We start from the raw sequence: 7,035 nt of genomic DNA on the forward strand, positions 1-7,035 counted from the left end.
GCCCGGCGGCGCGCAGGCGCGCCTTGATTCCGGGCGACGGGAGGCTGATCGATGGCAGAGCGTCCCGCCGACAGACATTTGATCCGAAGCACTATCTTACTGCCGGTGCATCCGCTTCTTGCGTGCCCTTGTGTCCTTCGTTCCGGCCTCGGTTCCGTCATGGAAGGTGCCGAACCAGCGGTCCCAGGGCATTTCCTGATTGCCGTAATTGCATTCGTAATAGCGGTGGTGCAGCTGGTGATAGAAGGTGCCAAGCGCCAGCCGCCTTTTGTCCCTGACCAGCAGATCCTCATACCCGGTATGGGACATAACCGCCCCCGGCCCCTCATAAATCACGTGGAAAATCAGATGGATCGGGTGCGAAGCCACGATCCAGTGGATCGCCAGCGACGAGAAATAGAGGAAATGCTCGACCGGATGCATCGAAAGGCCGGACCACGGGCCGATATTGACGTTGCGGTGATGCAGCGCATGAACCCGCTTGTAGAGAAAGGGCACATGCAACAGCCGGTGCACCCAGTAGAAATGGAAGGCCGACCAGATCGGGATCAGGATCAGGGCGAGCACGAACCAGACAGGATGCGCAGCGAAGCTGATCACGGGCGCATAGCCGTTCGCCATCAGCCACATTGTCACAACTTGCCAGCCGGTCAGTTGCGCCACGCCCGAGGTCAGCGACCAGAACATGTTGTCATGCACCTGATCGGCAAAGTTCCACAGCCGGTTGCCCTTCGCCTGATCCTTGTGGTCGAATTTCAGCCGCCTGCCCTGCCCCTGTCGCAGGTAGAAATACCAATGCAAGCCGCCTGCGATCACGATCACCAGGCCCATATTCACCGCCCAGACCTGAAGCACCCAGCCGACGCCGAAACTTTGCGCCGCCTCCAGAGACGGATAGGCGGTGAGGTAGAGGAGGATGGCGAGCATCACCATCATCACCCGCTCACTCAGCATCAGCCAATGCCGGGCGAACCAGCGGATCAGGAATGCCGGATCGGGCGGCCAGCGAAAGATCGAAGGATCGGCAAGCGGCAGGTCCGGTTGGTAATTCCACTCGCGGCTCATCGGAACGTCTTCGCCCTGTCCCATCATCGCCCCCGTCGCTTCTGCGGCTGGGATCAGGCTAGGCCCGGAATTCTTTACCCATCAACACGATTTGCGACGTCAGATGTCGCTTCACAGCCCTGCCGGATGCGCGACGGCGGCCCTATTCCGCCGCCGCCTTCATCGGTGCCCCGCCTGCACGGATCGTGGCCAGAAGCGCCTCACGTTGCTTGGCGGCGGCTTGCTCGGCCGCTTCCTTCACCGGGCCGAAGCCGCGAATGGAGAGCGGCAGATCCGCGAGCGCCACGGCCGCGTCAAGCGTTTCGGCCCGGACCTTCGGCAGCACCTCGGCCATGTCGGCCTCATACTGCGCGATCAGCGCGCGTTCCATCCGGCGCTCAGCCGAGCGGCCGAAAACATCAAGCGATGTGCCGCGCAGTCCCTTCATCTTTGCAAGCATCCGGAAGACCGGCAGCATCCATGCCCCGTATTCCTTCTTCACCGGCCGCCCGTCCGGCCCCTCTTGCGCAAGGAACGGCGGCGCGAGGTGGAAAGACATACTGAAATCGCCGCCGAATTCCGCCTTTGCCTTTTCGGCTGTCTCAAGGTGCAGCCGTGCGACCTCATATTCATCCTTGTAGGCCAAGAGCTTGTGATACCCCATCGCCACCGCCTCGCGCATATCCGCCGGGGCGGCATCCACCAGCTTGCGGTAACGCGCGGCATAGGATGCGTTTTGATAGGCGGTCAGATGCTCCACGCGGAAAGCAATTTTTTCCTCAAGCGTCAGATGCTTAACGGCAGGTTCTTCCAGATGGTCGGCGACCTCTGCGGCATGCAGAACCGCCCAGCGGCCAATCTCGAAGGCGCGCAGGTTGCCCGGAATCGCCGCGCCGTTCAGCTCAATCGCCTGCCGGATTGCTTGCGCCGACAAGGGTACGAGGCCCCGCTGCCAGGCAGCGCCCAAAAGCAGCATGTTGGAATAGATCGAGTCGCCAAGCAGTTTGCGCGCCAGTTCCGAAGCATCAAGGAACTGCACCCGATCCTTCAATCGCGCTTCAAGAGACAGCCGCAACCCTTCGACAGGTAAGTGAAAATCGCGATTGCGAGTGAAGGCGCCGGTCATGATCTCATGCGCGTTCACCACCGCCCCGGTGCGGCCCGTCCGCATCAGACCCAGCGTTTTCGCCCCCCCGGTGACGACCAGATCGCCGCCGATCACGCAATCGGCCTCGCCCGTCGCCACCCGGATCGCGTTGATGTCATCCGGTTTCTCAGCCAGCCGCAGGTGGATATTGACAGCACCGCCCTTCTGGGCGAGCCCCGCCATCTCCATCATCCCGGCACCCTTGCCGTCGAGATGCGCAGCCTGCGCCAACACCGCGCCGATAGTGACAACGCCGGTGCCGCCCACGCCGGTGATCAGCACGTTATAGGTGCCCTTGATCGCAGGCAGCGCCGGGTCGGGCAGCTTCGGCAAGGTGAACTCGGCAGGTGCCGCCTTCTTCACCTCGGCCCCTTTAAGCGTAACGAAAGAGGGGCAAAAGCCGTCGAGGCATGAAAAGTCCTTGTTGCATGACGACTGGTCAATGGCGCGCTTGCGGCCAAGCTCGGTCTCGACCGGTACGATGGAGACACAGTTCGACCGGATGCCGCAATCGCCGCAGCCTTCGCAGATATCGGTATTGATGAAGACCCTGCGATCCGGGTCCGGGAAGCTGCCCCGCTTGCGGCGGCGACGCTTTTCGGCGGCGCAGGTCTGCACATAAAGAATAACCGATACACCTATGATATCTTTGTATCTCTTCTGGACGTCGGGCAAAGCATGACGCTCATGCCGCTCGATCCCGGCCGGGAATTGCGAGAGGTCCACCTCTTCCTTCTCGTCATAGACGAGGGCCACATCCTTCACACCCATCGCCAGCACTTCCCGCGCGATCTGGGGGGCTGTCAGCCCGCCTTCATTCGGCTGGCCGCCGGTCATCGCCACCGCATCGTTAAAAAGGATCTTGTAGGTGATGTTAGTGCCCGCAGCCAAGGCCGCGCGGATCGCGAGGATACCGGAATGGTTATAGGTGCCGTCGCCAAGGTTCTGGAACACATGCTCGCGCGTCGAAAACGGCGCCTGCCCGACCCAGTTCACGCCCTCGCCGCCCATCTGCGTCGCCCAGCGGGTGTCGCGATCCATCCAGACGGCCATGAAATGGCAGCCGATGCCGGAATAGGCGACCGATCCGTCGGGCAGCTTGGTTGAGGAATTATGCGGGCAGCCCGAGCAGAAATAGGGCGTCCTTTGCACCAGTTCGGGCACATTGTCGGCCCGGCGCGCTTCGCGCACTTCTGTCAGACAGGTGCGCATCTCATCCGTCGCGCGACCCTCTTCGATCAGGATATCGCCGATCTTTTCGGCGATCATTGCGGGGTCGAGCGCGTAGCGGACTGGAAACAGTTCCTCGCGGTGCATGCCGCCTGCACCACCCTTGTACCAGCCATAGACCCGGCGGCCGCGACGGTCGTCAAAGATCGCTTCCTTGATCTGGACTTCCATCAGCTTGCGCTTTTCCTCGACCACGATGATCAGGTCGAGCCCCTCGGCCCAATCGTGGAACCCGACAACGTCGAGCGGGAAGGTCTGCCCGACCTTATAGGTGGTGATGCCGAGACGCGCGGCCTCGTCTGCATCGATCCCCAGCATCTCGAACGCATGACAAAGGTCGAGCCAGTTCTTGCCCGCCGAAACGAAACCCACCTTGGCGCCGGGCTTGCCCCAGATGCGTTTGTCGATCTTGTTGGCGCGGGCAAAGGCCTCGGCCGCGTGACGTTTGAAGTCGATCATCCGCGTTTCCTGAATGACCGGTGTGTCGCCCAACTGGATATTGAGCCCGCCTTCGGGCATCTGGAATTCAGGCGCGACAAAGGACATGCGGTAAGGATCGCCATCGACGACCGCCGTTGCCTCGGCCGTGTCTTTCATCGTCTTGAGGCCGACCCAGACGCCGGCAAAACGGGACAGGGCCCAGCCATAGATGCCGTAATCCAGCACCTCCTGTACACCCGCCGGGCTGACGACCGGCATATAGGTATCGACCAGGGCCCAGTCCGACTGGTGCAGGGTCAGCGAGCTTTCGCCGGTATGGTCGTCACCCATCGCCATCAGCACGCCGACATGTTTCGACGACCCGGCAAGGTTCGCATGCCGCATCACGTCGCCAGTGCGGTCCACCCCCGGCCCCTTGCCATACCAGAGGCCGAAAACTCCGTCATAGCGGCCCTCGCCATACATCTCGGCCTGCTGGGTGCCCCAGAGCGCGGTGGCGGCGAGGTCTTCGTTCAGGCCAGGCTCAAACCGGATGTCATTGGCGTCGAGCAGTGATTTCGCCCGCGCCATGTTCAGATCAACGCCCCCAAGCGGAGACCCGCGATAACCCGAGACATAACCGGCGGTGTTCAGCCCGGCTTTCCGGTCGCGTTCCTTCTGCATCAGCATGAGGCGCACCAGGGCCTGCGTGCCGTTCAGAAGTACGGGCGATTTCGTCAGGTCATACCGGTCATTCAGGCTAATCTGCGGCTTGCTCATCTGGCCCTCCCCGTTGGCAGAACGCCTCCATTATAGGTCAAAAAGTCTGACCTACAAAGAGACTTTTTTCCGACCGCTCGGACAGGTTTACTTTGTAATCCTTGCAGTTTTACTTTCCCCACTTAAGTAATTCCGCCATAAAGCCGGGGCAAAATACGACAGAAAGCAACAGGATGGACTGGGACAAGCTCAGAATCTTCCACGCGGTCGCGGATGCGGGCCGCCTTACCCATGCGGGTGAGAGCCTGAACCTGTCGCAATCCGCCGTCAGCCGCCAGATCCGCGCGCTGGAAGAGAGCCTGCATACGACGCTTTTCCACCGCCATGCGCGGGGACTGATTCTGACCGAACAGGGCGAATTGCTGTTCGACGCGACCTCATCCATGAACAAACGGCTGGAAACCGCCGCCGCCCGCATCCGCGACAGCGAGGATGAGGTCTTTGGCGAGATCAAGGTCACCACAACGACCGCCTTCGGCACGCTCTGGCTCGCCCCACGTCTTGGTAAGCTCTACGACAAATATCCCGACCTGAAGATCGAGATGATGCTGGAAGAGCGTGTCCTTGACCTGCCGATGCGCGAGGCGGATGTGGCCATCCGCATGAAGGAGCCGTCACAGGCCGACCTTATCCGCCGTCGGCTGATGAATATCCGCATGCGGCTTTATGCGACGGCAGAATACCTCGAAGCGACTGGCACGCCAGAGTCGCGAGAGGACCTGGGCAAGCACCGGCTGATCAGCCAGAGCCTGACCGCGCCGCAGGTCGGCGCCGGCGCAACGCTGGTTCAGGCGCTTCTGGCGCAGGACATCCGCTCGACCCTGACGGTGAACAGCTATTACGGTGTGCTGCAATCGGTGCTGTCCAATCTCGGCATCGGCGTCCTGCCGGATTACCTGACCGATGACTTCCCGAACCTCGTCCGGGTCCTGCCGGATGTGGAATCAGTCGAGGTGCCGGTTTTCCTCGCCTACCCTGAGGAACTCAGGCAATCGAAGCGCGTCGCCGCCTTCCGCGACTTCGTGATGGAAGAGATCATTCTCTACCGCAAAAGCCGCCGCGACGAGCAAACAACCTGAAATTGCAGTGAGGCATGTGCGCAACGCATACCGGCCATGATGCAAAGCCGGGCGGTTTTTTCTTGATCCGAGGGCGGGCAGAACCTAGATGGAGATAGAAGCCAGCGGTTGAGGAAACTCTTGCTGACATCTACCTCCCTGTTGGACTTGGGCCGAGCTTGTCTCGGCCTTTTTTTTATTTCGCCGCGAGTGATGGCATGAAGCGGCACGGACGTCCATCGCTAAATTCGGTAAAAATTGTTTCACGCCAGTGATCTACCCGGACAGAACCCGATCACGACGCCGGATCAGGAAAGCCTGTTCAGCCGCAGCACGGGACAGCGCAATCGCGCGATCGTACTCCGCCCGCGCCTCAGGACCGCAGCCAGAGCGGGCCAGCAGGTCGGCACGGGCAGCGTGATAGGGCTGATACCCATCCATCTGATCGCGAATCATGTCGAGTTGGCGCAGTGCGGCGGGCAAGGACCCGGTTTCGGCCAGCGCCACAGCGCGGTTCAACCGCACCACCGCCGTCGGTTCATAGGCCAGCAGCGCATCGTAAAGCAGCACCATCTGCCGCCAGTCGGTCGCCGCGGCCGTATCGGCCCCGACATGAAGCGCCGAGATCGCAGCCTTGATCTGGTAGGGACCCGGGGCATGCCGCGACAGGGCCTGATCGAGCAGCGCCAGCCCCTCTGCCACCATCTTATGGTCCCAGAGCCCGCGATTCTGTTCGTCCAGCGCCACCACGGCACCTGAGCGGTCCAGCCGGGCCGCCCTGCGCGCATGGGTGGTCAGCATCAGCGACATGAGCCCCGCCACCTCGGCGTCATCCGGCACCAGCCCGTGCAGCAACCGGGCCAGCCAGATCGCCTCATCGCAGAGGTCGACCCTGAACAAAGCCCCGCCCGAACTGGCCCGGTAACCTTCATTGAAAATCAGATAGATGACCGTCAGCACCGAATTCAGCCGCTGGCTCCAATCCTCCGGCCCCGGCACCGCGAACGGTATCCCCGCCTTCGCGATCTTGCCCTTGGCGCGGGAAAGGCGCTGGCCCATTGTATCTTCCCGGTCCAGAAACGCCGCCGCAATCTCGCCCGTGGTCAGCCCGCCAAGCGTCCGCAATGTCAGCGCCACCCGGCTTTTCGGTTCCAGCGCCGGATGGCAGCAGGTGAAGATAAGGCGCAACCGTTCGTCCGGAATGTCGGGCGGCGGTTCGGCGGCTGCGGCCTGATCGGCTTCGGCCAAAGCCGCAAGATCGCCCGCCCGGTCGCGCCAGCGCCCTGCCCTGCGGATGCGGTCGATGGCCTTGCGTCGTCCCACCCGCAACAGCCATGCCCGGGGATCGGTGGGCAC

The 7,035-nt window shown here is 62.0% G+C and carries 4 protein-coding genes; 1 reads left to right on the top strand and 3 read right to left on the bottom strand.

All coding sequences use genetic code 11. The features are described 5' to 3' along the window. Positions 1-96 precede the first annotated feature (96 nt). Together WBB85_RS23410 and WBB85_RS23415 are read right to left on the bottom strand one after the other, a co-directional pair. Positions 97-1,092 (bottom strand): sterol desaturase family protein, encoded by a 996-nt coding sequence (locus tag WBB85_RS23410; RefSeq protein ID WP_432640965.1) that lies wholly within the window; start codon positions 1,090-1,092, stop codon positions 97-99. A 115-nt stretch (positions 1,093-1,207) separates the two neighbouring features. Beyond that, positions 1,208-4,621 carry an indolepyruvate ferredoxin oxidoreductase family protein gene (locus WBB85_RS23415; RefSeq protein ID WP_432640966.1) on the bottom strand — a complete coding sequence of 1,138 codons (3,414 nt, stop codon included), beginning with the start codon at positions 4,619-4,621 and terminating at the stop codon, positions 1,208-1,210. A 173-nt stretch (positions 4,622-4,794) separates the two neighbouring features. Between WBB85_RS23415 and WBB85_RS23420 the strand changes: the two genes are divergently transcribed. Continuing rightward, a complete protein-coding gene (locus tag WBB85_RS23420; RefSeq protein ID WP_432640967.1) occupies positions 4,795-5,700 on the top strand; it encodes a LysR family transcriptional regulator in 906 nt (301 codons plus the stop codon). A gap of 255 nt (positions 5,701-5,955) precedes the next feature. Here the strand turns inward: WBB85_RS23420 and WBB85_RS23425 are convergent. Beyond that, positions 5,956-7,035 (bottom strand): RNA polymerase sigma factor (locus WBB85_RS23425; RefSeq protein ID WP_432640968.1); only part of this gene is annotated, 1,080 nt, incomplete at its 5' end.

This window comes from Albidovulum sp. (assembly GCF_049646345.1).
Taxonomy (GTDB): Bacteria; Pseudomonadota; Alphaproteobacteria; order Rhodobacterales; family Rhodobacteraceae; genus Albidovulum.